This window comes from Pseudomonas sp. TH06, assembly GCF_016651305.1.
Lineage (GTDB): Bacteria > Pseudomonadota > Gammaproteobacteria > Pseudomonadales > Pseudomonadaceae > Aquipseudomonas.
The window spans coordinates 3,551,828-3,578,388 of the sequence record NZ_JAEKEC010000001.1; the positions used below are offsets into that span (position 1 = coordinate 3,551,828).

At 57.7% G+C, this 26,561-nt stretch carries 20 protein-coding genes, 2 tRNA genes and 3 rRNA genes; 15 read left to right on the plus strand and 10 right to left on the minus strand.

What is annotated here, in order from left to right; genetic code table 11:
• Positions 1 to 26: 26 nt before the first annotated feature.
• From JFT86_RS16035 to msuE, 3 genes are all read right to left on the minus strand, one after another.
• Positions 27 to 1,214, minus strand: coding sequence for an acyl-CoA dehydrogenase family protein (locus tag JFT86_RS16035; protein ID WP_201237417.1), 1,188 nt, complete (start codon positions 1,212 to 1,214; stop codon positions 27 to 29).
• Between the two features lie 127 nt (positions 1,215 to 1,341).
• A complete protein-coding gene (ssuD, locus tag JFT86_RS16040; protein ID WP_201237418.1) occupies positions 1,342 to 2,487 on the minus strand; it encodes an FMNH2-dependent alkanesulfonate monooxygenase in 1,146 nt (381 codons plus the stop codon).
• 10 nt (positions 2,488 to 2,497) lie between these two features.
• A complete protein-coding gene (gene msuE / locus JFT86_RS16045) occupies positions 2,498 to 3,061 on the minus strand; it encodes an FMN reductase (protein ID WP_201237419.1) in 564 nt (187 codons plus the stop codon).
• Between the two features lie 390 nt (positions 3,062 to 3,451).
• Here msuE and JFT86_RS16050 point away from each other — a divergent pair, with 390 nt between their 5' ends.
• The 4 genes from JFT86_RS16050 (at position 3,452) to JFT86_RS16065 (ending at position 7,661) form a co-directional block, all read left to right on the plus strand.
• Positions 3,452 to 3,709, plus strand: coding sequence for a hypothetical protein (locus JFT86_RS16050; protein WP_201237420.1), 258 nt, complete (start codon positions 3,452 to 3,454; stop codon positions 3,707 to 3,709).
• A 100-nt stretch (positions 3,710 to 3,809) separates the two neighbouring features.
• The gene (locus tag JFT86_RS16055) at positions 3,810 to 4,424 is read left to right on the plus strand and encodes a LysE family translocator (RefSeq protein ID WP_201237421.1); all 615 of its coding nucleotides are present in this window, start codon (positions 3,810 to 3,812) and stop codon (positions 4,422 to 4,424) included.
• A 205-nt stretch (positions 4,425 to 4,629) separates the two neighbouring features.
• Complete coding sequence (locus JFT86_RS16060; protein WP_201237422.1) at positions 4,630 to 5,796, plus strand: aminotransferase class V-fold PLP-dependent enzyme; 1,167 nt, start codon at positions 4,630 to 4,632, stop codon at positions 5,794 to 5,796.
• 56 nt (positions 5,797 to 5,852) lie between these two features.
• Positions 5,853 to 7,661, plus strand: coding sequence for an aminopeptidase P family protein (locus JFT86_RS16065; RefSeq protein WP_201237423.1), 1,809 nt, complete (start codon positions 5,853 to 5,855; stop codon positions 7,659 to 7,661).
• A 49-nt stretch (positions 7,662 to 7,710) separates the two neighbouring features.
• On the opposite strand, the gene JFT86_RS16070 is transcribed toward JFT86_RS16065, so the two are convergent.
• A complete protein-coding gene (locus JFT86_RS16070; protein ID WP_201237424.1) occupies positions 7,711 to 8,307 on the minus strand; it encodes a 2-hydroxychromene-2-carboxylate isomerase in 597 nt (198 codons plus the stop codon).
• Positions 8,308 to 8,344: 37 nt separating this feature from the next.
• Complete coding sequence (locus tag JFT86_RS16075; protein ID WP_201237425.1) at positions 8,345 to 9,073, minus strand: SDR family oxidoreductase; 729 nt, start codon at positions 9,071 to 9,073, stop codon at positions 8,345 to 8,347.
• A gap of 91 nt (positions 9,074 to 9,164) precedes the next feature.
• On the opposite strand from JFT86_RS16075, the gene JFT86_RS16080 reads away from it, so the two are divergent.
• Entirely contained in the window at positions 9,165 to 9,728 is a 564-nt protein-coding gene (locus tag JFT86_RS16080; protein ID WP_201237426.1) for a TetR/AcrR family transcriptional regulator, read from the plus strand.
• 1 nt (position 9,729) lies between these two features.
• Here JFT86_RS16080 and JFT86_RS16085 read toward each other — a convergent pair whose 3' ends face one another.
• Positions 9,730 to 10,011 (minus strand): hypothetical protein, encoded by a 282-nt coding sequence (locus JFT86_RS16085; protein WP_123466364.1) that lies wholly within the window; start codon positions 10,009 to 10,011, stop codon positions 9,730 to 9,732.
• 168 nt (positions 10,012 to 10,179) lie between these two features.
• Positions 10,180 to 11,067 (minus strand): threonine/homoserine exporter RhtA, encoded by an 888-nt coding sequence (gene rhtA, locus JFT86_RS16090; RefSeq protein WP_201237427.1) that lies wholly within the window; start codon positions 11,065 to 11,067, stop codon positions 10,180 to 10,182.
• 610 nt (positions 11,068 to 11,677) lie between these two features.
• Here rhtA and JFT86_RS16095 point away from each other — a divergent pair.
• The 6 genes from JFT86_RS16095 to mrdA all read left to right on the plus strand — a co-directional run bounded on the left by JFT86_RS16095 (position 11,678) and on the right by mrdA (position 19,006).
• A 16S ribosomal RNA gene (locus JFT86_RS16095) occupies positions 11,678 to 13,214 on the plus strand.
• An 81-nt stretch (positions 13,215 to 13,295) separates the two neighbouring features.
• Positions 13,296 to 13,372 (plus strand) — tRNA-Ile (locus tag JFT86_RS16100).
• 30 nt (positions 13,373 to 13,402) lie between these two features.
• Positions 13,403 to 13,478 (plus strand) — tRNA-Ala (locus JFT86_RS16105).
• Between the two features lie 247 nt (positions 13,479 to 13,725).
• Positions 13,726 to 16,618 (plus strand): 23S ribosomal RNA (locus JFT86_RS16110).
• 156 nt (positions 16,619 to 16,774) lie between these two features.
• A 5S ribosomal RNA gene (rrf, locus tag JFT86_RS16115) occupies positions 16,775 to 16,890 on the plus strand.
• The 16S, 23S and 5S rRNA genes sit together here with 2 tRNA genes alongside, the layout of an rRNA operon.
• A gap of 223 nt (positions 16,891 to 17,113) precedes the next feature.
• On the plus strand, positions 17,114 to 19,006 hold the full coding sequence (mrdA, locus tag JFT86_RS16120) for a penicillin-binding protein 2 (protein WP_201237428.1): 1,893 nt from the start codon (positions 17,114 to 17,116) through the stop codon (positions 19,004 to 19,006).
• A 54-nt stretch (positions 19,007 to 19,060) separates the two neighbouring features.
• Here the strand turns inward: mrdA and JFT86_RS16125 are convergent, their stop codons facing one another.
• The 3 genes from JFT86_RS16125 to JFT86_RS16135 form a co-directional block, all read right to left on the minus strand.
• The gene (locus JFT86_RS16125) at positions 19,061 to 19,732 is read right to left on the minus strand and encodes a hypothetical protein (RefSeq protein ID WP_201237429.1); all 672 of its coding nucleotides are present in this window, start codon (positions 19,730 to 19,732) and stop codon (positions 19,061 to 19,063) included.
• Between the two features lie 85 nt (positions 19,733 to 19,817).
• Complete coding sequence (locus tag JFT86_RS16130) at positions 19,818 to 20,024, minus strand: helix-turn-helix transcriptional regulator (RefSeq protein WP_003226632.1); 207 nt, start codon at positions 20,022 to 20,024, stop codon at positions 19,818 to 19,820.
• 9 nt (positions 20,025 to 20,033) lie between these two features.
• Positions 20,034 to 20,639, minus strand: coding sequence for a hypothetical protein (locus JFT86_RS16135; RefSeq protein WP_201237430.1), 606 nt, complete (start codon positions 20,637 to 20,639; stop codon positions 20,034 to 20,036).
• Between the two features lie 249 nt (positions 20,640 to 20,888).
• Between JFT86_RS16135 and JFT86_RS16140 the strand changes: the two genes are divergently transcribed.
• From JFT86_RS16140 to JFT86_RS16155, 4 genes are read left to right on the plus strand one after another with little or no spacing between them, the layout of a single operon-like run.
• Complete coding sequence (locus JFT86_RS16140; protein ID WP_201237431.1) at positions 20,889 to 22,793, plus strand: sigma-54-dependent Fis family transcriptional regulator; 1,905 nt, start codon at positions 20,889 to 20,891, stop codon at positions 22,791 to 22,793.
• Positions 22,793 to 24,511, plus strand: coding sequence for an ABC transporter ATP-binding protein (locus JFT86_RS16145; protein ID WP_201237432.1), 1,719 nt, complete (start codon positions 22,793 to 22,795; stop codon positions 24,509 to 24,511). Before JFT86_RS16140 ends, JFT86_RS16145 begins: the two co-directional genes overlap by 1 nt.
• A complete protein-coding gene (locus JFT86_RS16150) occupies positions 24,501 to 25,178 on the plus strand; it encodes a S8 family serine peptidase (RefSeq protein WP_201237433.1) in 678 nt (225 codons plus the stop codon). Before JFT86_RS16145 ends, JFT86_RS16150 begins: the two co-directional genes overlap by 11 nt.
• The gene (locus JFT86_RS16155; protein ID WP_201237434.1) at positions 25,175 to 26,470 is read left to right on the plus strand and encodes an FAD-dependent monooxygenase; all 1,296 of its coding nucleotides are present in this window, start codon (positions 25,175 to 25,177) and stop codon (positions 26,468 to 26,470) included. Before JFT86_RS16150 ends, JFT86_RS16155 begins: the two co-directional genes overlap by 4 nt.
• The last annotated feature ends 91 nt before the right edge of the window (positions 26,471 to 26,561 follow it).

The following is a 26,561-nucleotide window of genomic DNA, read 5'->3' on the forward strand; positions in this document are numbered from 1 at the left end:
TTCTTTTTAGTTCAAATGCAGGCAGGTCAGGAATAGAAGGTCGGCACCGGCAGCGCCTGATTCAGCGCCCAGTCGCCCAGTTCATGGAGCTTGTAATCCAGCGGGTCGTGCAGGGTTTGTGTGCGCAGGTTGCGCCAGTGGCGGTCGAGACGCAGCGAGGCGTGGGTCGAGCGTGCGCCGGTGACCTCGAACAATCGGCTACAGATGTCCAGACCCTGACGGCTGGTGGCAACTTTGGCGGTGGCAATCGCGGTGGCCAGATGTCCGCGTTCTTCGGCGCTGAGGTTCGGCCCCTTGGCCCATGCTTGATCAAGCAATGTCGCGGCGCGCTCGACCAGCAGGCGAATGCCTTCCAGCGCAACCCAGAACTCACCGTAATGCGCGAGTACGTAAGGATCTTCACGCACCTCCCGTGCGGTGGATTTGTGCCAGAGGCGGGTTTCGCTCAGCGTGTAATTTCGCGCTTCTTCGAAAGCACCTTCGGCAATCCCGAGAAACATATGGCTGAAGGTCAGCTGCGCGATCAACGGGCGCAGGCACGCGAACGGCGTGCTTAACGGGCCGGGATCAAGGAGCAATTCCGACTCTTCGACCCGTACTCGTTCGAAGGTGGCGCTGCCGCTGTCGGTCTGGCGCTGGCCGATGTTGTTCCAGTCCTCATGTAACGTGATGCCACTGCGACCCGTGGGGATTGCGGCGATGAGCAATTTGCCGCCAGCACTTTCATCCACTGCCGAAGCGATCAGCATTTGCGAGTCGGTGGCGCCGGAGCAAAAGCTTTTCTTGCCGGAAAACTCGCGCCAGCCACCGAAGTCCTTGACCACCGTACGGGTGTCCAGCGGATTCAGGGCGTTGCCCCAGAACCAGTTCTGGCGAGCGGTCTGTTCGAACCACGGCTGCCATTGCTCGGTGCGCGAAAACAGGCGCACGGTGGCGAGCATCAGGTGATGAAAACCGAAGACGTGGGCGATGGAACTGTCGACCTTGGCGAACTCGCGCACGACCTGCAGGGTTTCACTCCAGCTCGCGCCGAGACCGCCGTAGCGGGTGGGAATGCTCAGGGCCAGCAGGCCGCTGTCACGCAGGGCATCGCGCTGGGCTTTCGGGGTGCCACCGCGCTCATCGCGTTCGACGGCGGTCAGGGCAAATTCGGCAGCCAGTTGACGGGCAGTCTGCAAGGGAGACAGCAAGGTACTTTGCGGTTTGGCGGTCACACCAACACTCCTGATTCTGTAAAACCGCCCTGTAGGAGCTGCCGCAGGCTGCGATCTTTTGACTTTGACGTTGTAAAAAACAAGATCAAAAGATCGCAGCCTGCGGCAGCTCCTACAGGGGATTGGTTCAAGCCGTGGTTTTGGCGGGAAGTACGTCGTTGGCAATCATTTCGCCAAACGGCCCGGTGAGGTTGGTCACGCCGCGTCCGGCCAGGCTCGCGTACGGCTCCGGCAGAAGTGGGAACACCAGTTCGGCAAATCGATAAGCCTCTTCCAGATGCGGATAACCAGAGAAGATGAAGCTCTCGATGCCGAGGTCCGCGTACTCCTTGATCCGCGCCGCGACTTGCTGCGGATCGCCGACCAGCGCGGTGCCGGCGCCACCACGCACCAGGCCGACGCCGGCCCACAGGTTCGGGGCTATTTCCAGGTTGTCGCGGCGGCCATCGTGCAATGCCGCCATGCGACGCTGGCCTTCGGAATCGAAACGCGAGAAGGATTTCTGCGCCGCAGCAATGGTTTCATCGCTGATGTGCTCGATCAGTTTGTCCGCCGCTTTCCATGCCTCTTCGGCGGTCTCGCGGACGATCACATGCAAGCGAATACCGAACTTGACCCTGCGCCCATGGCGCGCCGCACGTTCACGCACATCGGCAAGTTTCTCGGCGACGGCGGCGGGCGGTTCACCCCAGGTCAGGTAAACGTCGACCTGCTCGGCTGCCAGGTCATGCGCCGCATCGGACGAGCCGCCGAAGTACAGCGGTGGATAGGGCTTCTGCACCGGTGGGTACAACGCCTTGGCGTTTTGCACCTTCAGGTGCTTGCCGTCGAAATCCACCGCCTCGCCTTGCAACACCCGACGCCAGATCTTGAGGAATTCGTCGGTGACTTCGTAGCGCTCGCTGTGGTTGAGGAAGCTGCCGTCGCCGCGGTTCTCGTCCGGATCGCCGCCAGTCACCACGTTGATCAGCAAGCGCCCGTTGGACAGTCGATCCAGCGTTGCCGCCATGCGCGCCGAGACCGTCGGCGAGATGATCCCCGGACGAATCGCCACCAGATAACGCAGGCGTTCAGTCAACGGCACCAGCGCCGAGGCGATCACCCATGAGTCCTCGCAGGAGCGCCCGGTGGGAATCAGCACGCCGTGGTAACCGAGGCTGTCCGCGGCTTGCGCAACTTGTTTCAAGTAGTTGAGCGTGACCGGACGCGCGCCTTGGGTGGTGCCCAGATAGTGGCCGTCGCCGTGGGTCGGCAGGAACCAGAAAACATCCATGAACAGCTCCTTAAGCGATCTTCAGCAACGGTTTGATTTGTGTCGCGAACAGCGGCGCGGCGCGTTCGGCGGCCAGACGGATGCGCGCCTTCAGCGGTTCGCTGGTGATCTGGTAATTGGCGAAATCGGCTTCGGTGGCGTACACGCCGATCGGCAGCGTCACGGCCTGGAAGAAACTCAACAGCGGGCGCAACTGGTGATCGAGCACCAGCGCATGGCGTTCGCTGCCGCCGGTGGCCGCCAACAACACCGGGGTATCGATCAGCGCATTGAGGTCGATCAGGTCGAACAGATGCTTGAGCAGGCCCGGATAGGAACCGCGATAAACCGGCGCGGCGACGATCAGCAGGTCGGCCTGTTCAATCGCTTGCAACTCGGCTTCGACTTCCGTACTCAGTTCCTGACGCGAAAGGGCTCCACCGAGTGGACGGGCAATGTCGCCGAGTTCGATCAGATGGCTTTCGATTGGCAAATGTTCGGCCAATTCGCTCAGCAAGGCCTGGGTCAGCACCAGGGTGCGCGATGGACGCCAGGTGCCGCCGGACAGGGCGACGACTTTCAGGGGACGCGACATGATCAATTCCTTGTTTTCAACAGTTGCTCAGCGAGCAGTGAGTGAGTCACCTGGCTTGAGCAAGCGCTGTACCAATTCCTGCAAGGCCCGTGTTACGGGGCGTTGAGCGTTCTGGTGAGACTCGACTGTGTGATTTTCAGCGCGTTTTGTTGAACAGCTGTTGGCTGACCAACAGTTGCTGAGGCAACACTTGCGAGTGCATGGAGGGATTTATAAAGGTTGATTGTTATTCCGTAAAAGAACGTTAATCGATATTTATAGATCATTAGGAGATATGAGCCGACAGTGCTGATTCACTGATAGCCACTATTGAAAGCGTTGATTTCTGCGCGAGCGTGGCCGGGCGTAGCCTTTGTCCATCGACCCACATTGCTCGCCAGGACGCTCCCCATGAATCGCTTACTGACTGTTTCCCTGATGCTCGCTGTTTCCGTACTCGCCGGTTGTGCCAGCCATGTCTCTCCGGAATTGCGGCCCTACACCGCAGAAGAATCCCGGGAATTGGCAATGGAAGCGCTGAACCGCAGCGGTTTGTCCTTTGACGAATACCACGCGAAAAAAGCCCAATTGCTCGGCCAGTCGCAGTTCGACAAGCGAGCTGAAATGAGCGCGGAACGTGCCGTACAGCTGCACGGTCGTCCTAGCTAAAACAAACTGTACTGCTGGAAGTTTTACCCAACTGTCCGTGGGTTTGCCGGGTTGCGTGGGGTAGGGTCAACACCTGAATGACCCTGATGGACTACCCACCATGACCCTCTCGCTAGATCTGCTGCTGGGCTTTGCCCTGTTTGCCCTTGTCACCTCGATTACGCCGGGGCCGAACAACACCATGTTGTTGGCATCGGGGGTCAATTTCGGTTTCAACCGCACCATTCCGCACATGCTTGGCATCACCTGTGGCTTCTTCATACTGGTGGTGGCCGTGGGCTTCGGCTTGGGCGCAGTGTTTCAAACCTATCCGATCCTCTACACGGTTCTGCGCTATGTCGGCGCGGCCTACTTGCTGTATCTGGCGTGGAAAATTGCTCACTCGGGACCCGTCGGTGACAACGTCGCAGGCGAAGCCAAACCGATCAGCTACCTGGGCGCTGCGGCGTTCCAATGGGTCAATCCGAAGGCGTGGATCATGGCCATTGGTGCCATCAGCACCTATACGCCGATGCAGGGCTACTTCACCAATGTGCTGGTGATTGCCGCGGTGTTCGCCATCATCAACCTGCCGAGCGTCGGAATCTGGGCGGCGTGCGGCACGCTGCTGCGTAATGTTCTGAAAGATCCACGCTGGCTGCGTGTGTTCAACTGGGGCATGGCGGCATTGCTGGTGATTTCGTTGTACCCGCTACTTCTCGAAAGCTTTAGCTGACGCACTGCTTCAACCGCCGGCCCGATGCCTGTTAAGCTCGGCTTCAGGAGCGTTCCTACGCACTTTTAAATGAAGTTGTTCTTCTTTAACGGCATCCGATCAGGTATTGATGACGCTCTCGAACCGACGCGCAGCTCACAAGGCTGCGCAGTGCCGTTTGCAGACACGAGCCTCCTGATCCCGGAACACGCTCTGCGAGTCTTTTATGAATTTACGTCCGTTGTATTTCGATTACGCCGCCACCACCCCGGTGGACGAGCGGGTCATCCAGGTGATGATCGAATGTCTGGGGTTCCACGGTAATTTCGGCAACCCGGCCTCCAGCTCCCACGCGTTCGGCCAGCAAGCCCGGCAAACGGTCGAGCAGGCCCGCCGGCAAGTCGCCGAACTGGTTGGCGCCCAAGCCGAACAGATCGTCTGGACCTCCGGTGCCACCGAGTCCAACAACCTCGCCCTCAAAGGCGTCGCCCAGGCGCGCGGTGTGCCCGGCGGCCACATCATTACCAGCCAGATCGAACATAAAGCCATTCTCGATACCGCCCGCCAGTTGCAGGACAGCGGCATTGCCGTGACCTATCTGGTGCCGGACGCCGATGGCTTGATCACCCCGCAAGCGGTCAGCGAAGCCATGCGTGACGACACCTTTCTGGTCTCGCTGATGCTGGTCAACAACGAACTCGGCACCGTCAACGATATCCCGGCCATCGGTGAAATCGTCCGCGCACGCGAGGCGTTGTTTCATGTCGACGCGGCGCAGGGCGCCGGCAAAGTCGCGATTGATCTGGCGCAGTGGCCGGTCGATCTGATGTCGTTCTCGGCGCACAAACTCTATGGCCCCAAAGGTATCGGCGCGCTATACGTTGGCCCACGGGCACAGCAACGCGTGCAAGCGCAGATTCACGGCGGCGGGCACGAAAGCGGTTTGCGCTCGGGCACCCTGGCGACCCACCAGATCGCCGCGATGGGCGCCGCATTTGCCGTGGCCGCTGCGTCATTCGATGACGAGAAAAAAACCATTGTCGCGTTGCGCGAGCGCTTGCTCGAACAACTGCTGAGCCTGCCGGGCGTGCGCCTCAACGGCAGTGCCACTCAGCGTATTCCGCATACCTTGAGCCTGACCTTCAGCGAGGGCGAATTCAACAGTGCGGCTTTGAGCCATTCGATCGCATTTTCGGCGACCTCGGCATGCAACTCCGCGAGCAACACACCGTCGCACGTGCTGTTGGCCCTGGGGCATGATGCGCATCTGGCCGGGCGTACCATTCGCTTGAGCCTCGGCCGCTTCACCAGCGCCGAAGATATCGACAAGGCCGCACAACTGATCAAGACCGCCTGCGCCAGTGCCCCGGCATTCTGGGCGACAGGGCTTTAACGCGCCGGTTGTTCCGGTGACGAACAATAACGATGAAGTGATTGGCAGGAGACATGATGAGTACCCAGACTTTGACCGAAGGATCGGTTCCCCAGCGCCTGGCGCACACCCGTGAACTGATGCGCCGCGAAGGCATTCATGCGCTGTTGGTGCCGTCCGCCGACCCGCATTTGTCGGAATACCTGCCGGGTTACTGGCAAGGCCGGCAGTGGCTCTCGGGTTTCCATGGCTCGGTCGGGACTTTGATTGTTACTGGCGATTTCGCCGGTGTCTGGGCTGACAGTCGTTATTGGGAACAGGCGACCAAGGAACTCAAGGGCAGCGGGATCGAGCTGGTCAAACTGCAACCGGGTCAGCCGAGCCCGCTGGACTGGCTGGCTGAACAAACACCTGAGGGTGGCGTGGTTGCCGTCGATGGCGCGGTGATGGCGGTGGCTTCCGCCCGCACGCTGGGCAGCAAGCTCGAAGCACGTGGCGCATGTCTGCGTACCGATATCGATCTGCTCAAGGAAGTCTGGAGCGATCGCCCAAGCCTGCCGAATGCGCCGATCTATCAGCATCTGCCACCGCAAGCGACTGTCAGTCGCCGCGAGAAGCTCGTAAAACTGCGCGAGACATTGCAGGAGCGCGGCGCCGATTGGCACTTCATCGCGACCCTCGACGACATCGCGTGGTTGTTTAACCTGCGTGGCGGTGACGTGTCGTTCAACCCGGTGTTTGTTTCCTTTGCGTTGATCAATCAACAGCAAGCCACGCTGTTCGTGGCGTTGAGCAAGGTTGACGCTGAATTGCGGGCAGTGCTGGAGAAAGACGGCGTAACGTTGCGTGATTACAGCGAAGTGTCCGACGCTTTGCGCGCCGTGCCGAGCGGTGCAAGCCTGCTGGTGGATCCGGCGCGGGTGACCAGTGGTCTGCTGGATAACCTCGACAGCGGGGTGAAACTGATCGAAGGGCTGAACCCGACCACGCTGGCCAAATCGCAAAAAAGTGAAGCTGACGCCCAGCACATCCGTAAAGCCATGGAGCAGGACGGTGCGGCACTCTGCGAATTTTTCGCCTGGCTGGAGTCGGCCTGGGGTCGCGAACGCATTACCGAGCTGACCATCGACGAAAAACTCACCGCTGCCCGTGAGCGTCGTCCGGATTATGTTTCGCTGAGTTTCAACACTATTGCTGCATTCAACGCCAATGGCGCGATGCCGCACTATCACGCGACCGAAGAAGAGCATGCGTTGATCGAAGGGGATGGCCTGCTGTTGATCGACTCCGGTGGTCAGTACCTGGGTGGCACTACCGATATCACGCGAATGGTGCCAGTCGGCACGCCGACTGAAGAGCAAAAGCGCGACTGCACGCGCGTATTGAAAGGCGTGATTGCACTGTCGCGGGCACAGTTCCCGAAAGGCATTCTGTCGCCGTTGCTTGACGCTATCGCGCGCGCGCCGATCTGGGCTGAAAGCGTCGATTACGGTCATGGCACCGGTCACGGCGTGGGTTATTTCCTCAACGTTCACGAAGGCCCGCAGGTGATTGCCTACCAAGCAGCGGCAGCACCGCAAACCGCGATGCAACCGGGGATGATCACGTCCATCGAGCCGGGCACTTATCGTCCGGGTCGTTGGGGCGTACGCATCGAGAACCTGGCGATGAACCAGGTGGCAGGTAGCAGCGAGTTTGGCGAATTCCTCAAATTCGAAACCTTGACCCTGTGCCCGATCGATACACGATGCCTGGTGCCGTCGTTGCTGACTCAGGAAGAGAAACAGTGGTTCAACGCTTACCACGCAGAAGTGCGCGAGCGCTTGAGCCCGTTGCTCGAGGGTACGGCGCTGGAATGGTTGAACACGCGTACTGCGGCGATTTGATAATCCTGAACTCAGGCGCTGAATTCAGCGCCTGAGTAAGCTGATCGATCTAACCCTGACGCAATGCTTCCTCGACGAAGTCGAGACGATCCTGGCCGAAGAACATCTGATTGCCGATAAACATGGTCGGGGCACCGAAAACGCCACGTTTAACGGCTGTTTCGGTATTGTCTTTCAGTGCAGCCTTGACGGTTTCGTCGTTGCTCAGCGCCAGGACTTCATCGGGATCAAAGCCGTGTTCGCTCAATACGGCGGCGACCGTAGCCGGTTCGTCCAGGCTTCGACCCTCTACCCACAACGCTCTGAACAAACCGTCGATAAACGTTTGAAAGCGTTCCGGCTGGCGTAGCTGTATGCCGGTGACGGCACGCATCAGTATTAGCGTGTTGATCGGGAAGTGCGGGTTGAACTTGAGGGGCACGCCATAGCGTTTGGCATAGCGATCGAGATCCTGAAACATATATCGACCTTTGGCCGGAATCATTGCCGGTGAAGCGTTGCCGGTTGCCTTGAATACACCACCGAGCAACATCGGAATGTAGATCAGCTTGCTGCCGGTATCGGCACAGATTTTCGGCAGTTGGGTGTAGGCCAGGTAAGTGGCAGGGCTGCCGAGGTCGAAGTAGAACTCCACGGTTTTGGTCATCGTCGCTGCTCGCTATTTATTGTTATGGGGGGTGGGATTACCAGCGTTCGTTCCAGGGGCGCAGATCGAGTTCGAAGGTCCAGGCATCCCGTGGCTGGCTGTGCAGGTACCAGTAATTTTCGGCGATGTGTTCGGGGTTGAGAATACCGTCCTGATCCTTGGTGGCGTACTTCTCAGGGAAACTGGTGCGGATAAAGTCAGTATCGATAGCACCATCGACCACGACATGGGCAACGTGAATGTTCATCGGCCCCAACTCACGCGCCATGCTTTGCGCCAAGGCCCGGATGCCGTGTTTGGCTCCGGCGAACGCCGCGAAACCCGACGCACCACGCAATCCGGCAGTGGCTCCGGTGAAAAGAATGGTGCCGCGTTTACGGGTGACCATGCGTTTGGCCACCTCACGGGCATTGAGAAAGCCCGAGAAACAAGCCATTTCCCAAATCTTGAAATACTTGCGAGCGGTTTCTTCGAGGATGCTGCAGGGCACATTGGCGCCGATGTTGAAGACAAACGCTTCAATCGGGCCGAGGCGGGTTTCGATGTCTTCGATCAGGGCAATGACGTCTTCTTCCTTACGCGCATCGCAGGCAAAACCGTGGGCTTCGCCGCCCTCGGCCTGAATCGCCTCCACCAACGGCTGCAATTTATCGGCGCTGCGCCGGGTGATGCAGGCAACGAATCCTTCTTTGGCAAAGCGTTTGGCAATCGCTCCTCCCGTCGCATCGCCCGCGCCAACCACCAATACGACCTTCTTGTTATTCATGGGTGTACCCCTTTAGTAAACGATCGTTAAGTGAACGAACGTTATGCTAGGATCCGATCAACGTCAAGGCGGCCAATTCGAGGATCAACACATGCGTTATTCCGCCAGTCACAAGCTGGAAACCCGTGAAAAGCTATTGCAGAGCAGCGCGCTGTCGGCCAAACGAAACGGATTTTCCACGGTTGGCGTCGATGGTTTGATGAAAGCCATTGGGCTGAGCGGTGCAGCGTTTTACAGCCACTTTTCGTCGAAAGATGCGCTGTTCACCGCCATCGTCGAACGAGAGTTGGGGCAAAGCCTGACGCGATTGGGCGGGCAGGGCGAGCAGGATCGCGAGCGGCTGGAACGCTGTCTCAAGCACTATTTGAGCATGGCTCACGTTGAACAGCCTGAATCCGGTTGTGCCCTGCCGGCGTTAGGTGCGGAAATCGCCCGTTCGGATATTCAGGTTCGTGAGCAGGCCGAGCTGTGGATCTGTCGGCTTCAAGAGAGCTGGGCGCGGATACTGGAGAGCGACAGCCTGGCGTGGTCGGTTCTGTCGCAGTGCGTTGGAGCACTGGTGGTGGCGCGGATGCTGGCCACGCCGGACATTCAGCGAACGGTGCTGAAGTCCAGTCATGACGAGATTGGTCGCCAGATCGCCAGTTTGCCGTGATCTATTTGCAGATGACGATCATGCTGCGGCTGGTGTAACCGGCGGGATTGAGACCGAATGGGTAATCGCCAGGCTCTTCCACGGTGTCCCCCGACTTGGCGATGACCTTGTAGCCTTTCGGAGCGCAGGAGTTGGCTGCGCTGGTATAGCACTTGTCCCAAGAGGACGAGAGCCCCGAACAGTTGATGTGCAGACCTTTTTTGCCGTGCTTTACCTGGGTTTTCGAGGTCGCCGCGCAGCCCGCGATTGCGAGTACGGCGATCAGTATCAAAATTCGTTTCATTACCGTCCTTATAGCCGCCGCGAGTCTGACGCTCGGGTCTGCCTGTATTCGCCTGCGCTCTAAGCGTTTTGAAATCCCTGTCCGAAAAAATCCATGTCTGGCATTGGGTTACGGATCTAAACATGGCCTATATGAGCGCCAATTGCCAGACCTTCGTCAAATCCTGTTTCAATCTGCCGCAATGGCAGGCTTGGCGGCGCTGCCCATGGTCATGGTCGCACCGACGGAAGCCAGAATAATGCACAGGATCGCCATCCATTGTGACAGCGTGAGGTATTCCTGCAGAAACAGCAGGCCCGACAGCGCTCCGAATGCGGGCTCGATGCTCATCAACGTGCCGAAGGTGCGCGCGGGAATACGCGTTAGCGCGACCATTTCCAGAGTGTAGGGAAGGGCAGTGGAGAGGATGGCGACGCCGATGGCCACCGGGATCAGTGAGGGCGTCAGTAGAGCGGCACCAGCATGGACAATGCCAATGGGTGCGACAAACAACGCCGCGATCATCACACCCAGCGCTGCGGTGGTAACGCCGTTATCAGCGCCGGCCTTTTGCCCGAACAGAATATATAGCGCCCAACAGACACCGGCTCCCAAAGCGTAACCGGCGCCGACCAAATCGATTCCGGCGGTTGTCGCTCCAGTCGGTATCAATAGCAGTAGTCCGGTCGCAGCCAGGCCGATCCATAGAAAGTCGATGGCGCGACGAGATGCATAGATGGCTACAGCCAAGGGCCCAGTGAATTCGAGGGCAACGGCGATACCCAGAGGCACCGTGCGCAATGACATATAGAAGAGGAAGTTCATTCCGCCCAGCGCCATGCCGTAGACGATCACTGTGCGCAATGACTTGGCTGTCAGCTTTGCTCGCCACGGGCGCAGCAATAACAGCATGATCACACTGGCGAAGATCAAGCGCAGGGTGGTTGTCCCTTGAGCGCCAACAACCGGGAACATGCTTTTGGCCAGCGACGCGCCGGACTGGATCGATGCCATGGCTATTAATAGCAGGCCAACCGGAAACAGCATTGAGGCGAGGGAGCGGGGTTGGTCATTCATTGCAGGGCATCGTCCAAAGTAAGAGCTGGGTATTGTTATAGGCGTTGGGCAATATACTGCGCATTCATGGCGGGCGCGTCTATATATAAGCAGGCTTTTCCAGCGTTTCGACAAAAAGCGAAATTAACGGTTGACGACAGATTCTGGAGGCCTATAATTCGCCCCACTTCCGGCGCAGTCGAAACGGAAAACTCCTTGAGATTCAATGAGTTATGCAGGTTTCGGCAGCAGTTGCTTCAGTTTATCGAAGCCGAAAAGAAGTTGAAAAAGAGGTGTTGACAGCAGCGATTAACGCTGTAGAATTCGCCTCCCGCTGACGAGAGATCGGAAGCGCAAGTGGTTGAAGTTGTTGAAGAATTCTTCGAAAACTTCTGAAAATAATCACTTGACAGCAAATGAGGCTGCTGTAGAATGCGCACCTCGGTTGAGACGAAAGATCTTAACCAATCGCTCTTTAACAACTGAATCAAGCAATTCGTGTGGGTGCTTGTGGAGTCAGACTGATAGTCAAAAAGATTATCAGCATCACAAGTTACTCCGCGAGAAATCAAAGATGTAACCAACGATTGCTGAGCCAAGTTTAGGGTTTCTTAAAAACCCAAAGATGTTTGAACTGAAGAGTTTGATCATGGCTCAGATTGAACGCTGGCGGCAGGCCTAACACATGCAAGTCGAGCGGATGAGAGGAGCTTGCTCCTGGATTCAGCGGCGGACGGGTGAGTAATGCCTAGGAATCTGCCTGGTAGTGGGGGACAACGTTTCGAAAGGAACGCTAATACCGCATACGTCCTACGGGAGAAAGCAGGGGACCTTCGGGCCTTGCGCTATCAGATGAGCCTAGGTCGGATTAGCTAGTTGGTGAGGTAATGGCTCACCAAGGCGACGATCCGTAACTGGTCTGAGAGGATGATCAGTCACACTGGAACTGAGACACGGTCCAGACTCCTACGGGAGGCAGCAGTGGGGAATATTGGACAATGGGCGAAAGCCTGATCCAGCCATGCCGCGTGTGTGAAGAAGGTCTTCGGATTGTAAAGCACTTTAAGTTGGGAGGAAGGGCAGTAACTTAATACGTTGCTGTTTTGACGTTACCGACAGAATAAGCACCGGCTAACTCTGTGCCAGCAGCCGCGGTAATACAGAGGGTGCAAGCGTTAATCGGAATTACTGGGCGTAAAGCGCGCGTAGGTGGTTTGTTAAGTTGGATGTGAAATCCCCGGGCTCAACCTGGGAACTGCATTCAAAACTGACAAGCTAGAGTATGGTAGAGGGTGGTGGAATTTCCTGTGTAGCGGTGAAATGCGTAGATATAGGAAGGAACACCAGTGGCGAAGGCGACCACCTGGACTGATACTGACACTGAGGTGCGAAAGCGTGGGGAGCAAACAGGATTAGATACCCTGGTAGTCCACGCCGTAAACGATGTCAACTAGCCGTTGGGAGCCTTGAGCTCTTAGTGGCGCAGCTAACGCATTAAGTTGACCGCCTGGGGAGTACGGCCGCAAGGTTAAAACTCAAATGAATTGACGGGGGCCCGCACAAGCGGTGGAGCATGTGGTTTAATTCGAAGCAACGCGAAGAACCTTACCAGGCCTTGACATCCAATGAACTTTCCAGAGATGGATTGGTGCCTTCGGGAACATTGAGACAGGTGCTGCATGGCTGTCGTCAGCTCGTGTCGTGAGATGTTGGGTTAAGTCCCGTAACGAGCGCAACCCTTGTCCTTAGTTACCAGCACGTTATGGTGGGCACTCTAAGGAGACTGCCGGTGACAAACCGGAGGAAGGTGGGGATGACGTCAAGTCATCATGGCCCTTACGGCCTGGGCTACACACGTGCTACAATGGTCGGTACAAAGGGTTGCCAAGCCGCGAGGTGGAGCTAATCCCATAAAACCGATCGTAGTCCGGATCGCAGTCTGCAACTCGACTGCGTGAAGTCGGAATCGCTAGTAATCGTGAATCAGAATGTCACGGTGAATACGTTCCCGGGCCTTGTACACACCGCCCGTCACACCATGGGAGTGGGTTGCACCAGAAGTAGCTAGTCTAACCTTCGGGAGGACGGTTACCACGGTGTGATTCATGACTGGGGTGAAGTCGTAACAAGGTAGCCGTAGGGGAACCTGCGGCTGGATCACCTCCTTAATCGACGACATCAGCTGCTTCATGAGCTCCCACACGAATTGCTTGATTCATTGAAGAAGACGAAAGAAGCAGCCCGAAATTGGGTCTGTAGCTCAGTTGGTTAGAGCGCACCCCTGATAAGGGTGAGGTCGGCAGTTCGAATCTGCCCAGACCCACCAATTTTGTGTGGGAAACGCCTGTAGAAATACGGGGCCATAGCTCAGCTGGGAGAGCGCCTGCCTTGCACGCAGGAGGTCAACGGTTCGATCCCGTTTGGCTCCACCACTACTGCTTCTGAAGTTCGAAAGCTTAGAAATGAGCATTCCATCAGTGTGATGGTGAATGTTGATTTCTAGTCTTTGACTAGTTCGTTCTTTAAAAATTTGGGTATGTGATAGAAAGATAGACTGAACGTTACTTTCACTGGTAACGGATCAGGCTAAGGTAAAATTTGTGAGTTCTCTTAATTGAGAAATTCGAATTTTCGGCGAATGTCGTCTTCACAGTATAACCAGATTGCTTGGGGTTATATGGTCAAGTGAAGAAGCGCATACGGTGGATGCCTTGGCAGTCAGAGGCGATGAAAGACGTGGTAGCCTGCGAAAAGCTTCGGGGAGTCGGCAAACAGACTTTGATCCGGAGATGTCTGAATGGGGGAACCCAGCCATCATAAGATGGTTATCTTGTACTGAATACATAGGTGCAAGAGGCGAACCAGGGGAACTGAAACATCTAAGTACCCTGAGGAAAAGAAATCAACCGAGATTCCCTTAGTAGTGGCGAGCGAACGGGGACTAGCCCTTAAGTTGATTTGAGATTAGCGGAACGCTCTGGAAAGTGCGGCCATAGTGGGTGATAGCCCTGTACGCGAAAATCTCTTATCAATGAAATCGAGTAGGACGGAGCACGAGAAACTTTGTCTGAATATGGGGGGACCATCCTCCAAGGCTAAATACTACTGACTGACCGATAGTGAACTAGTACCGTGAGGGAAAGGCGAAAAGAACCCCGGAGAGGGGAGTGAAATAGATCCTGAAACCGTATGCGTACAAGCAGTGGGAGCAGACTTTGTTCTGTGACTGCGTACCTTTTGTATAATGGGTCAGCGACTTATTTTCAGTGGCGAGCTTAACCGAATAGGGGAGGCGTAGCGAAAGCGAGTCTTAATAGGGCGTCTAGTCGCTGGGAATAGACCCGAAACCGGGCGATCTATCCATGGGCAGGTTGAAGGTTGGGTAACACTAACTGGAGGACCGAACCGACTACCGTTGAAAAGTTAGCGGATGACCTGTGGATCGGAGTGAAAGGCTAATCAAGCTCGGAGATAGCTGGTTCTCCTCGAAAGCTATTTAGGTAGCGCCTCATGTATCACTGTAGGGGGTAGAGCACTGTTTCGGCTAGGGGTCATCCCGACTTACCAAACCGATGCAAACTCCGAATACCTACAAGTGCCGAGCATGGGAGACACACGGCGGGTGCTAACGTCCGTCGTGAAAAGGGAAACAACCCAGACCGTCAGCTAAGGTCCCAAAGTTATGGTTAAGTGGGAAACGATGTGGGAAGGCTTAGACAGCTAGGAGGTTGGCTTAGAAGCAGCCACCCTTTAAAGAAAGCGTAATAGCTCACTAGTCGAGTCGGCCTGCGCGGAAGATGTAACGGGGCTCAAACCATACACCGAAGCTACGGGTATCATCTTCGGGTGATGCGGTAGAGGAGCGTTCTGTAAGCCTGTGAAGGTGAGTTGAGAAGCTTGCTGGAGGTATCAGAAGTGCGAATGCTGACATGAGTAACGACAATGGGTGTGAAAAACACCCACGCCGAAAGACCAAGGTTTCCTGCGCAACGTTAATCGACGCAGGGTTAGTCGGTCCCTAAGGCGAGGCTGAAAAGCGTAGTCGATGGAAAACAGGTTAATATTCCTGTACTTCTGGTTATTGCGATGGAGGGACGGAGAAGGCTAGGCCAGCTTGGCGTTGGTTGTCCAAGTTTAAGGTGGTAGGCTGGAATCTTAGGTAAATCCGGGATTCTAAGGCCGAGAGCTGATGACGAGTTATCTTTTAGATGACGAAGTGGTTGATGCCATGCTTCCAAGAAAAGCTTCTAAGCTTCAGGTAACCAGGAACCGTACCCCAAACCGACACAGGTGGTTGGGTAGAGAATACCAAGGCGCTTGAGAGAACTCGGGTGAAGGAACTAGGCAAAATGGCACCGTAACTTCGGGAGAAGGTGCGCCGGTGAGGGTGAAGGACTTGCTCCGTAAGCTCATGCCGGTCGAAGATACCAGGCCGCTGCGACTGTTTATTAAAAACACAGCACTCTGCAAACACGAAAGTGGACGTATAGGGTGTGACGCCTGCCCGGTGCCGGAAGGTTAATTGATGGGGTTAGCTAACGCGAAGCTCTTGATCGAAGCCCCGGTAAACGGCGGCCGTAACTATAACGGTCCTAAGGTAGCGAAATTCCTTGTCGGGTAAGTTCCGACCTGCACGAATGGCGTAACGATGGCGGCGCTGTCTCCACCCGAGACTCAGTGAAATTGAAATCGCTGTGAAGATGCAGTGTATCCGCGGCTAGACGGAAAGACCCCGTGAACCTTTACTATAGCTTTGCACTGGACTTTGAATTTGCTTGTGTAGGATAGGTGGGAGGCTTTGAAGCGTGGACGCCAGTTCGCGTGGAGCCATCCTTGAAATACCACCCTGGCAACTTTGAGGTTCTAACTCAGGTCCGTTATCCGGATCGAGGACAGTGTATGGTGGGTAGTTTGACTGGGGCGGTCTCCTCCTAAAGAGTAACGGAGGAGTACGAAGGTGCGCTCAGACCGGTCGGAAATCGGTCGTAGAGTATAAAGGCAAAAGCGCGCTTGACTGCGAGACAGACACGTCGAGCAGGTACGAAAGTAGGTCTTAGTGATCCGGTGGTTCTGTATGGAAGGGCCATCGCTCAACGGATAAAAGGTACTCCGGGGATAACAGGCTGATACCGCCCAAGAGTTCATATCGACGGCGGTGTTTGGCACCTCGATGTCGGCTCATCACATCCTGGGGCTGAAGCCGGTCCCAAGGGTATGGCTGTTCGCCATTTAAAGTGGTACGCGAGCTGGGTTTAGAACGTCGTGAGACAGTTCGGTCCCTATCTGCCGTGGACGTTTGAGATTTGAGAGGGGCTGCTCCTAGTACGAGAGGACCGGAGTGGACGAACCTCTGGTGTTCCGGTTGTCACGCCAGTGGCATTGCCGGGTAGCTATGTTCGGGAAAGATAACCGCTGAAAGCATCTAAGCGGGAAACTTGCCTCAAGATGAGATCTCACTGGAACCTTGAGTTCCCTGAAGGGCCGTCGAAGACTACGACGTTGATAGGTTGGGTGTGTAAGCGCTGTGAGGCGTTGAGCTAACCAATACTAATTGCCCGTGAGGCTTGACCATATAACACCCAAGCAATTTGAGTACTCGAAAGAGCATCAGATTGCGGTGTGTGAAGACGAAACGAACCGAAAGTTCGATGTTCACAAACACCGAAAGCTGTCACATACCCAATTTGCTGAAGCGAGGCCATCTGGTCACGACTCGGTACCCGAATTTCTTGACGACCATAGAGCGTTGGAACCACCTGATCCCATCCCGAACTCAGCAGTGAAACGATGCATCGCCGATGGTAGTGTGGGGTTTCCCCATGTGAGAGTAGGTCATCGTCAAGATTAAATTCCGAAACCCCAATTGCGAAAGCAGTTGGGGTTTTGTTTTGCCCGCAGGAAAGTTTTTCCTCCGTTTCCGAAGGGGCCAACCGTCGCCAGAGCTGCCATTGGGGAAAAACGTTCTGAAGTGACCGGGCAGTTTTTGGTATGGTGCAGCTCGTTTTTTCACGGACTGATGTCATGCCTATGGATCGGCACTCATTTATGTCAAAGAGTTGCTATAGAAATGCCTGAGCCAATCCCGATCAAGGATCACGAAAAAGAGACGCGTCTGGTCAACAAGCGGTTGATCGCCTGCGCCTTGTTCGTCTTCGCTATCAGCTGTGCCCTGGTGGTGCGGTTGTACATCCTGCAAGTGGTGGAGTTCGACTACCACTCGACTATCTCTGAAAACAATCGCGTACATGTCTTACCGATTCCGCCGACACGCGGACTGATCTACGATCGCAACGGCGTGCTATTGGCCGATAACCGCCCCAGTTACAACCTGATCTTCACTCGCGAACGTGCAACTGACGTCAATCAGGAGCTGGACGAAGTCATCAACCTCCTGCACCTCCCTGCCGAAGACCGTACGGTGTTCGACAAGGCGCTGAAGCAGTCCCGGCATCCTTTTACGCCCGTGACGCTGTTTTACGAGCTGACTGAGGAGCAGATCGCCGTGCTGGCGGTCAATGAGTTCCGCTTGCCGGGGCTTGATGTCGAACCGCAGTTTGTCCGGCATTACCCGCTCGGCATGCATTTCGCGCATTCAATCGGTTATGTCGGTCGGATCAACGAGAAAGAATCGAAGGCGCTCGATTCGGTTGAATATCGCGGCACCCAGTCCATCGGCAAAACCGGTATCGAACGCTTTTACGAAGAACAGCTGCACGGTCACGTCGGTTACGAAGAGGTGGAAACCAATGCCCAGGGCCGTGTCTTGCGAGTGCTCAAGCACACCGACCCGGTGCCGGGTAAAAACATTGTTCTGAGCCTCGACGTCAAACTGCAGGAAGCGGCCGAAGCCGCTCTGGGTGATCGTCGAGGATCAGTCGTGGCGCTCGATCCGTCCACCGGGGAAGTGCTGGCGATGGTCAGCAACCCGAGTTTTGATCCGAACCTGTTTGTCACCGGCATCAGTTCCAAGGAGTATTCGGCGCTGCGCGACTCCATCGACCGACCGCTCTTCAACCGCGTGCTGCGCGGCTTGTACGCGCCGGGCTCGACGATTAAGCCGGAAGTGGCCATCGCCGGGCTTGATGCCGGAGTCGTCACGCCGCAGACCCGAGTGTTCGATCCGGGCTACTACCAACTCCCGGACTTCGATCACAAGTACCGCAACTGGAACCACAGTGGCGACGGCTGGGTAGACATGGACGCGGCGATCATGCGTTCCAACGATACGTATTTCTACGACCTGGCGCACAAGCTAGGCATTGATCGGCTGCACGATTACATGGCCATGTTCGGCCTTGGCGAAAAAGTCTCGCTGGACATGTTCGAAGAATCCCCCGGGCTGATGCCATCCCAGGCCTGGAAGCGCGCGACGCGGCGGCAGGCGTGGTTCCCGGGTGAGACGGTAATTCTCGGCATCGGTCAGGGCTATATGCAGGTGACGCCGCTGCAACTGGCTCAGGCCACTGCGTTGATCGCCAACAAAGGCGTGTGGAACCGTCCACACCTGGCCAAGACTGTCGATGGCATCGCACCGGTCGACGAGCACCCGATGCCAAATATCCTCCTAAAGGATCCGCGCGACTGGGAACAGGTCAATCACGGTATGCAAATGGTGATGCACGATGCCCGCGGCATTGCTCGTGCAGCAGCGGCAGGGGCGCAATATCGCATCGCCGGCAAGAGCGGCACGGCGCAGGTTGTCGCGATCAAGCAGGGCGAACGCTACAACCGCGAAAAAACGCTTGAGCGCCATCGCGACAACGCCTTGTTCGTCGGCTTCGCACCGGCTGAACATCCGAAGATCGCGATTTCGGTGATGATCGAGAACGGTGAGGCCGGCGGTCGTGTAGCCGGCCCCGTCGTACGGCAGATCATGGATGCCTGGTTGCTCGATCAGGATGGCCATCTCAAGCCGCAATACGCGGCGCCGGCCAAAGCGCCGGGTGATCCGCACGTTTAGCCGGCAACCGCTGCCCGGCACAGGTCGCATCTGTGCCGGGAAGCTGCCATCAGACTACTTGCAGCTATAACCTTCAGGCATCGTCACTGTGTAGTTGCGTTGCACACGGTCGTGGAAGTCGAGGTTCTGCAGGCCTTGCTCCACCAGAAAAGCTTCGACCTTGGCTGCCTGGCAGTCATCGTTGTAGGACGAAGCCCGAAGCAGGTAGACCGCACGCTTGCTCATTTCATCCCGGGCAGTGGCGGTGAAGGTGCTGAGAGTGGTGTAACCGGTTCGCTCCGAAGTCCCTACTGGGCCATAGGTGGTGTTCGGCTTGCTCGTACAGATCAGTCGATCATCTTTTTTCTTGGTGTTCTTGCACACGGTCGAGGTACTGGTTGGCACCTGCCCATAATCGGTTGCGGTGTAGCGGTAAGTCACCTGTCGACTGCCAACATCGAGGCTGAGTGTCATTTTGATCGGTGCATGGTTTTTCGGCAGGCTGGCGTCGGTATAGACCTCCTGGAACCCCCTGTCTTTCAGCGCGTTGACCATGTCGCGAAGATAGTAACGGGCGTTAAGGGCGTTTTCATCGCTGCCGCCTGCAGAGGTCACCAGTACAGTGGCCTTGCGGTCGAATTGATAGTCCGGATCGGGTGTTGCGTTGAGTGCCACGTCTATTTGTGTGGCGCAGCCGCTGAGTAACGCTGTCAGCAACAACAGCGCGCAGAGGAAATAACGGGTCATGCAAAAGCCGCCTTGCAACTAAGGATTGAATAAGAGTTAAACGGTTGGAACCCGCAATAAACTAATCACGGGCATAAGCGAAGGTTCAGTCTTTTTGATATTCCAGCAGATCGCCAGGCTGGCAATCGAGCGCAGCGCAGAGCTTGTCCAGTGTTGCCATCTTCACCCCCTTGACCTTGCCATTCTTCAGTAATGACAGATTAGCCTCGGTGATACCCAGTAGAGCGGCTAACTCTTTGGAGCGAATTTTTTGCGTGGCCATGACAACGTCAAGGCGGACGATAATGGTCATTATATTGTTCTATATGTATTGGCTTTGCTCATCGCTGAGGACTTTTGCATCACGCATGATAATTGAAAACAAACAGAGCAAAACGCCTTTGATAATCTCGTAGGCGGAAGTGGAAGACAGGCCGATCGAGAATTTGAAAATGCGCTCTCCGACAGGCAGATCTATGGACAGCGCCAGGCCTTGCAAGGTCTCTACCAGCGGATAGGTTGCAGGGGAAACGATGCACAGCACACCCACGCGCCACAGGACTTTGATATTGCGATCGGTCCAGGTTTCGCCACGCGACAGTCGCAGGAAAAACAAACCTGTGAGCCATAACGCGTAGACCGATAGCAGAACGGGCAGGAAGTCCAGAACGACGATCAGTGCAGTGGCCAGTGGCGATAGCCAGGTGGCGGGATCGAGCAGCGCACCTTCGACAAACGGGTCAAGCAATTGTGGCGAGCCTTCAGCGAAGGCATAGAGCAGGGCCGCGAGCATTTCATCCATTTTGAACATCCACAGCGTCGCGCTACCGCCGACCTCAGTGACGCCCAGAACCCAGACAAGAATCGCTGCCAGCAGTCCAACCCAGTGCATGCGTTGCAACGCCACGCCATCGATGCGAGTACCCATGAAAATTCCTTGCCGAGTCAATTTAGATAACTGATTTTCGATGTTTAATTATCGAATTGCAATAATTTATTGCCGCGAACGCTGCGGCGTCGATCTTCTCGTTGCGCGCCTGAACCCTCATCAGCATCGAAACGCCTGCCGGAAGCCAATTGCCCTACGGTGCTTGCCATCGCCCTGACGTTAACGTAAAGATTGGCGCCAGGGCGCTGAAATCATAAAAGCGCAAAGCGGACCGCTTCGGAGCGCTTGATGACTCTAATAAAAACCACTGATCCCAAGTCCCGTCACGAAGCCCGGCTCGCCCGGGAAAAACTCCATCTCGAAGGCCAGGTGCCCGACGGTGTGTTGCGTGCGGAGATCGATGCCTCGTGGCGGCGCAGCCTCAGCCACGGCGTGCACTTCAATGGCAAGCATGAGTTGGCGCTGGAGTCGAGTGCCAGCCTTGATGTGCTGCTGGCGAGCAATCGTCTGTTGATCGACGCGGCGATGCCGGCGATCGATTACCTTGCCGAACGGCAGGGCAAGGAAGGCCTGATTATTCTCGCCAATTCCGACGCGACCATTCTCGCAATCGAAGGGCGTGCCGATCGGCTCAAGGGCAGTGGCCTGCAAGACATCACCCTCGGCGCCTGCTGGAGCGAAGCGGCGCGTGGCACCAACGCCCTCGGCACGGCGCTGGTCGAGGCCCGGCCGACGCTGATCGATTGCGGCGAACATTACCTCGATCGCCTCACTGATTTCTCCTGCACCTCGGTGCCGATCCATTGTCCGCAAGGCGAGATTCTCGGCGTGCTCGACCTGACCCGTGAAGGCCCGCTCGGCCGTGTGCATGACAGCACCGCGCTGCTGAGCATGGCGGTCAGTCAGATCGAAAGCCGGGTGTTCAACAACAGTTTCCCCGAGCAGATTGTGTTGGCGTTTCACAGTCGTCGGCAGTACCTCGAATCGCCTTGGCAAGGCTTGCTGGCGGTCAGTCTCGGCGGGCAGATTTTGGCGGTCAGTGCGCAGGCCTGTCAGTTGCTGCGGGCCGAGCGTTCAGCGTTGGTTGGACGTCGTTGTGAGGAGTTTCTCGGCGTCGATGGCGTGCAGTTGCTGACCCGTCTGCAACAGGGTGGCGTCGGCAGTCTGCAAACCTCCAAGGGTGAATTCTTCTACAAAACCCTGCGCGCCCCGGCGCGCTCGGTCAATCTCGGCGGGCCACCGCGCAGCGTCGCGAAAACCGCCAAGGCACCACCGGATCTCGATGCACTGGCTGGCAGCAACGTCCGCTACGCTCGGGCTTTACGCATGGCCCGGCAAGGTCTGGCCAATGAGTTGCCAGTGTTGCTGCTTGGCGAAACCGGTACCGGTAAAGAAGTCATCGCCCGCGCCTTGCACATGGCCGGCAGTCGCTGCGACAAACCCTTTGTGGCGGTGAACTGCGCGGCGATTCCCGAAGGCCTGATCGAGTCGGAGCTGTTCGGCTATCGCGAAGGTGCATTCACCGGATCGCGGCGCGGCGGCATGATCGGGCGTCTGCAACAGGCCCACGGCGGCACACTGTTCCTCGACGAAATCGGCGACATGCCACTGGCCTTGCAGGCACGTCTGCTGCGGGTGTTGCAGGATCGCAAAGTGGCGCCACTGGGCGCTGGCGAAGAGCAGGACATCGATGTCGCGCTGATCTGCGCGACCCACCGCGACCTGAAAATACTGGTCGCCGACAAACAGTTCCGTGAAGACCTGTTCTACCGCGTCAACGGCATCAGCGTGATGCTTCCGGCCCTGCGCGAACGCGATGATTTCGCCGCGCTGGTCAGTCGTCTGCTGAGCAAACTCGACGCGCCGGACGTGGTGTTGCATGACGACCTTGATCGCTTGCTCGCGGGTTATCACTGGCCGGGCAACATCCGCCAACTGGAGATGGTCTTGCGCACGGCACTGGCCATGCGCGAACCGGGCGAAACCGTGCTGACCCTCGATCACTTGCCCGACAGCATGCTCGACGACCTGACCGCCAGCGAGAAGCCTCAGGCCGGCAGCATTCGCGAGAATGAACTGGAGATGATTCGCCAGTCCCTCGACACCCATCAGGGCAATGTCTCGACCGCGGCCGAGACCCTCGGCATCAGCCGCGCGACCCTGTATCGCAAACTGAAACAGTTGCGCTCCTGATGCAGCGCCTGATAACCCGGCTGATCGACAGCCGTGATCCCGCCGCCACGCAGGCGGCGCTGCGTTGGTTGTACGGTTTCGTGCGTCCGCAGCGTTTGGCGATTGCCGGCTTGCTTGGGCTGTCGGTGTGCGCCTCGCTGCTGGTACTGGTACAGCCGTGGCTGGTGAAATTGCTGATCGACGATGGTCTGCTCGCGCGCAATTTCTCGATGCTGGTGATGATTGCCGTGCTGATGATCGGCGCCGGGCTGTTCGGTACGGCGCTGTCGGGAATCAACCGCTATCTGCATACGCGGCTGTCCGGGCGAATTTTGTTTGCCCTGCGTGATGATCTTTACCGCCACCTGCAAACCTTGTCCCCGAGCTTCTACGGGCAACGGCGAATCGGTGATCTGATGTCGCGACTCGACGGCGATGTCGCGGAGATCCAGCGCTTTGCTGTCGACTCGTTGTTCTCGGCAGTTTCCAGTGTGATCGGGTTGGTGGTGGCGATTGCCATGCTCTTCACGCTGTCATGGCAACTGTCGTTGCTGGCACTGGTGCTGATCCCGCTCGACGTGCTGTGGCTGCGCTGGATGCGGCGCAAGGTCGAGCGCGATGTGCGGCAGTTGCGCGAGCGCTCGGCGGACATGTCGTCGTTCATGGTCGAGACCTTGCCGGTGATGAAGTTCATCCAGTCGGCCGGCCAGCAGCAACGTGAAGCGCGTCGGCTGGAGAGCTTGGGGCAGGGCTACATGAACCAGTTGCTGCGCCTGCAAGTCACCGAGTTCTTCACCCAGGCAGTGCCCGGTACGCTGACGTCACTGTCGCGCGCCTGCGCCTTTTTGATCGGCGGTTATTGGGTGGTGCAGGGCACATGGCAGTTGGGTGCGCTGATCGCGTTTTCCACGTATCTCGGCATGGCGGTCGGGCCGGTACAGAGTCTGCTGGGTCTGTACGTGGCGATCCAGCGCATGACCGTCAGTCTTGGCCGGGTCATGGAGTTGCGTGGTGAAGAGCCCACCGTCCGTTCACCCTTGGCGCCGCAGCCATTACCGAATTCCGGTGAGCTGCGCTTCGACGACGTTCACTTCAGCCATCCGGGGCGACCGAGCACTCTGAGCGGCATCCAGGCGACGATTCCCTACGGTTTGAAAGTTGCCTTGAGTGGCGGCTCCGGCGTTGGCAAATCAACCCTGATCGATCTGCTGCAACGTCATCACGATCCGCAGTCAGGGCGGGTGTTGCTCGGTGAGGTCGATTTGCGTGAACTGGACCTGTTCGAACTGCGTCGACGCATTGCCGTGGTCAGTCAGGACATTGTGCTGTTTCGCGGCAGCCTCGCCGACAACCTGGCTTACGCGGTGCCGGATGCCGGTCGCGAGGCGATTGCCGAAGTGGCCCGGCTGGCACAACTCGACAGCCTGATTGCCTCATTGCCGGAGGGCCTCGACAGTCCGCTGGGCGAACGCGGCCAGCAGTTGTCCGGTGGGCAAAAACAGCGCATCGCGATTGCCCGGGCGCTGTTGCAGGATCCGCTGATTCTCGTGCTCGACGAAGCGACCTCGGCAGTCGACGAAGCCACCGAACGAGAAGTGATCGAAGCCATCGACCGCTTGTTTGGCGGGCGTACGCGGATCCTCATCAGCCACCGACCGTCGACCTTGGCCGACGCCGACCTGCGCTTCGAGTTGCTCGACGGCGTCCTCACTTCGAAAACGGTGTTGCATGAAGCCTGAGTTGCGCATCGGCGTGGTCGACAGTGGGCATTCAGCGGCGCAACGAGTGCAGGTAATTGCCGGGCGGCGGTTCTCGCTGCTGGAGGATGGCCTGGCCGAAAGTGACTTGCGTGACGATCCGTTGGGCCATGGCAGCGCGGTGATTGAGGCGATCAGTCGTCGCGCACCCGCCGCGCAGATTTGCGTGGCGCAGGTGTTCGATCAGCGCGGTGTGACCAGTGCCTTGCAGATCGCCACGGCCATCGATTGGTTGGTGACGCAGGAGGTGCGGCTGATCAATCTGAGCCTGGGGCTGCGCCAGGACCGCAGCTTGTTGCGCGAGGCCTGTGCGGCGGCGGTGGCGCGTGGCGTATTGCTCTGCGCGTCGAGCCCGGCGCAGGGCGCGGCGGTGTTCCCGGCGAGTTATTCGCAGGTATTGCGGGTGACGGGGGATGCGCGTTGCACCGAACAGCAATGGTCGTGGCTCGACAGTGCACAAGCGGATTTCGCTGCGTGTGTGCATGACACCTATCCGGGGCAGTCGGGGGCCAGTCTGGGCTGTGCGGCGTTGAGCGGGCACATCGCCGGGTTCTTGCTGGAACATTCTGGGGCCAGCAACAGCGAAGTCGTCGCATGGCTAAAACAGCACGCCCGCTATCGTGGGCCGGAACGGCGGTTCGGGCCATGACGGCAATCGTGATTCTCGGCGCAGGGCCGGCGGGGGCTGCGGTGGCCTTGGGATTGCGCCGGCTCGGCCATGACGTGACGCTGATCAGCGAATGGCGACGCTTTGCAGCGCTCGAAGGGGTCTCGCAGCGGGTGCTGGAAGCCTTGCGTGGCGTGGGTCTTCATCAAGCGCTGGCAGACGCGACAGTGCCGTCACAGCGGCAGGTGAACTGGAACGGTCAGCAGCATGCGCAGAACATCGAGTTTTTACTGGATCGGCCGACCTTTGATCGCGGTTTGCGTGAGGCCCTGCGCGACGCTGGCGTTGAGCTTATTGAAGCGCGGGCGCTGAATGTGCAGTCCTCGACGAGCGGGCATCGGATCACGCTGGCGGGCGGTGTTGAGGTGCACGCGGACTTTTTGGTGGAGGCACGGGGTCGCCAGGCCCCGGCGCTCGGCAAAGGCCTGCGCGGGCCGGAGACGGTCAGCCTGCTCAATCGCTGGCAAAGTGCGCCGGGCACAACCGCCAGTGCAGTCGAAAGCCTGGAGGATGGCTGGGCCTGGATGGCGCGGCGTGCCGACGGGCAATGTTATTGGCAGTGGACGGTGGATGTGGCCAGCGCGGATTTTCCGGGCAAGGCACGGCTGCTCGATTACTGTCGCCAACGTCGTCAGGCTTCGGATTTTGCCCGGGCGTTTTTTGCGGATGCGAGGGAAAGCGATCTGCAACTGCGTGCCCGCAGCAGTACGGCGATTCTGGCAAGCCGAGTGTGCGGCGATAACTGGATACGTGTGGGCGATGCGGCGATGGCGGTGGACCCGCTGTCGGGCAACGGGATTTTTCAATCGCTGTCCTCGGCGTTACAGGCCCCGGTGGTGATCAACACGTTGCTGCGCAAACCCGAGCGGGCGGCGTTGGCGCAACGCTTTCATCAACAGCGTCTGGAGCAGTTGTTTCTGCGTTTCGCGCGCATTGGCCGGGACTTTTATGCCGATGAGCAGTGTTGGCGCGATCAGCCTTTCTGGCAGGCGCGGCGGCAGTGGCCGGATGCTCAAGTCGCGCATGCCGAGGCGGACTTTGCAGCATTGCGGATTGAGCGGATGCCGGTGTTGTGTGACGGGTTTGTCGATGAGGCCGAGGTGGTGGTTACGGCGGATCAGCCGTTGGGGATCTGGCATGTGCAGGGCGTGGAGGTGGCGCCGGTGGTGCGGCGGTTGCGTTCCGAACCGGCCGATTCAGTGTTGGCCGGGTTGAGTGAAGAGCAGGATAGGGTGATCAGGGGCTGGTTGTTGAGTCAGGGGTATCGGCCCTGACTGGACCGGCGCTTCGCGAGCAGGCTCGCGCCCACATTGAAATGCGATCAAATGTGGGAGCGAGCCTGCTCGCGAAAGCGGCCTCAAGCGC

Excerpts from the sequence above, each read along its gene's own strand:
- ssuD (WP_201237418.1), bottom strand. The coding sequence starts at position 2,487 with ATGGATGTTTTCTGGTTCCTGCCGACCCACGGCGACGGCCACTATCTG.
- msuE (WP_201237419.1), bottom strand. The coding sequence starts at position 3,061 with ATGTCGCGTCCCCTGAAAGTCGTCGCCCTGTCCGGCGGCACCTGGCGT.
- JFT86_RS16050 (WP_201237420.1), top strand. The coding sequence starts at position 3,452 with ATGAATCGCTTACTGACTGTTTCCCTGATGCTCGCTGTTTCCGTACTC.
- JFT86_RS16055 (WP_201237421.1), top strand. The coding sequence starts at position 3,810 with ATGACCCTCTCGCTAGATCTGCTGCTGGGCTTTGCCCTGTTTGCCCTT.
- JFT86_RS16060 (WP_201237422.1), top strand. The coding sequence starts at position 4,630 with ATGAATTTACGTCCGTTGTATTTCGATTACGCCGCCACCACCCCGGTG.
- JFT86_RS16065 (WP_201237423.1), top strand. The coding sequence starts at position 5,853 with ATGAGTACCCAGACTTTGACCGAAGGATCGGTTCCCCAGCGCCTGGCG.
- JFT86_RS16070 (WP_201237424.1), bottom strand. The coding sequence starts at position 8,307 with ATGACCAAAACCGTGGAGTTCTACTTCGACCTCGGCAGCCCTGCCACT.
- JFT86_RS16075 (WP_201237425.1), bottom strand. The coding sequence starts at position 9,073 with ATGAATAACAAGAAGGTCGTATTGGTGGTTGGCGCGGGCGATGCGACG.
- JFT86_RS16080 (WP_201237426.1), top strand. The coding sequence starts at position 9,165 with ATGCGTTATTCCGCCAGTCACAAGCTGGAAACCCGTGAAAAGCTATTG.
- JFT86_RS16085 (WP_123466364.1), bottom strand. The coding sequence starts at position 10,011 with ATGAAACGAATTTTGATACTGATCGCCGTACTCGCAATCGCGGGCTGC.
- rhtA (WP_201237427.1), bottom strand. The coding sequence starts at position 11,067 with ATGAATGACCAACCCCGCTCCCTCGCCTCAATGCTGTTTCCGGTTGGC.
- mrdA (WP_201237428.1), top strand. The coding sequence starts at position 17,114 with ATGCCTGAGCCAATCCCGATCAAGGATCACGAAAAAGAGACGCGTCTG.
- JFT86_RS16125 (WP_201237429.1), bottom strand. The coding sequence starts at position 19,732 with ATGACCCGTTATTTCCTCTGCGCGCTGTTGTTGCTGACAGCGTTACTC.
- JFT86_RS16130 (WP_003226632.1), bottom strand. The coding sequence starts at position 20,024 with ATGACCATTATCGTCCGCCTTGACGTTGTCATGGCCACGCAAAAAATT.
- JFT86_RS16135 (WP_201237430.1), bottom strand. The coding sequence starts at position 20,639 with ATGGGTACTCGCATCGATGGCGTGGCGTTGCAACGCATGCACTGGGTT.
- JFT86_RS16140 (WP_201237431.1), top strand. The coding sequence starts at position 20,889 with ATGACTCTAATAAAAACCACTGATCCCAAGTCCCGTCACGAAGCCCGG.
- JFT86_RS16145 (WP_201237432.1), top strand. The coding sequence starts at position 22,793 with ATGCAGCGCCTGATAACCCGGCTGATCGACAGCCGTGATCCCGCCGCC.
- JFT86_RS16150 (WP_201237433.1), top strand. The coding sequence starts at position 24,501 with ATGAAGCCTGAGTTGCGCATCGGCGTGGTCGACAGTGGGCATTCAGCG.
- JFT86_RS16155 (WP_201237434.1), top strand. The coding sequence starts at position 25,175 with ATGACGGCAATCGTGATTCTCGGCGCAGGGCCGGCGGGGGCTGCGGTG.